We start from the raw sequence: 255 nt of genomic DNA, 5'->3' as shown, positions 1-255 counted from the left end.
TCAGACTTACATAGCCACCTGCGCGCGCTTTACGCCCAATAATTCCGGACAACGCTTGCCACCTACGTATTACCGCGGCTGCTGGCACGTAGTTAGCCGTGGCTTTCTCGTTAGGTACCGTCAAGGTTCCATCTTATTTAAATAGCACTGTTTCTTCCCTAACAACAGAACTTTACGACCCGAAAGCCTTCATCGTTCACGCGGCGTTGCTCCATCAGACTTTCGTCCATTGTGGAAAATTCCCTACTGCTGCCT

Annotated in this window: 1 rRNA gene; it reads right to left on the bottom strand. The window is 50.2% G+C overall.

What is annotated here, in order from left to right:
* A 16S ribosomal RNA gene (locus O0550_RS24285) occupies positions 1–255 on the bottom strand; the annotation flags it as partial.

The organism is Brevibacillus halotolerans, assembly GCF_026891775.1.
In the GTDB taxonomy this organism is placed as follows: domain Bacteria; phylum Bacillota; class Bacilli; order Brevibacillales; family Brevibacillaceae; genus Brevibacillus_B; species Brevibacillus_B halotolerans.
Note: the sequence above shows the minus strand (reverse complement) of the source record. Positions and strands in the feature narration are given on the sequence as shown.